Annotated in this window: 1 protein-coding gene; it reads right to left on the bottom strand. The window is 44.2% G+C overall.

Translation table 11 applies throughout. The features are described from left to right. Nucleotides 1–56: 56 nt before the first annotated feature. A partial coding sequence (locus AB4512_RS23520; RefSeq protein WP_372175935.1) for a substrate-binding domain-containing protein occupies nucleotides 57–513 on the bottom strand: 457 nt, incomplete at its 5' end.

Here is a 513-nt window from a genome sequence, read left to right as displayed (position 1 = left end):
TATTTTGGTTGTTTAAAAGCGTGTTTTAATCATGCAAACAAAGGCTGAAGAAAACGCTATTTTACTTTCAACGTAGTGTTACGTTCTACAAATTGAACCGGCACCATTAATTTTACTAAGCTGGTGTCTTGCTCTTGAATCTGGCTAACGACAATTTTCACGGACTCACGTGCAAGGCGTCGGAAATCCTGCTTGAAAGTAGTCAATTGGTAGTTCAGCCACTGAGTTTGTGGGATGTCATCAAACCCAATCACTTGTAGGTCTTCTGGGATACGGAGTGCGAACTCTAAACGAGCCACGTCCATCACTGCCATAGCGAGATTGTCCGTCGCACAAAATATGGCTTCAGGATGAGAAGCTTCTTTGAACATGGCTCTGATGATCTCGAGTGAATCAAGGTAATCGTAGTCAGCTTCAATAACGCGAGCCTGTTTGCCAGTTAAGTCTTCAAATTCTGTGCAGAAACCCACTTGGCGCTCGCCATTGGTAAATGTCGGGACGTTACCTGTGAGG

This window comes from Vibrio sp. 10N.222.52.B7, from assembly GCF_041474275.1.
Classification (GTDB): Bacteria; Pseudomonadota; Gammaproteobacteria; order Enterobacterales; family Vibrionaceae; genus Vibrio; species Vibrio crassostreae_C.
The sequence above is the reverse complement of the archived record's forward strand: the minus strand, read 5'-3'. Positions and strand labels throughout refer to the sequence as shown.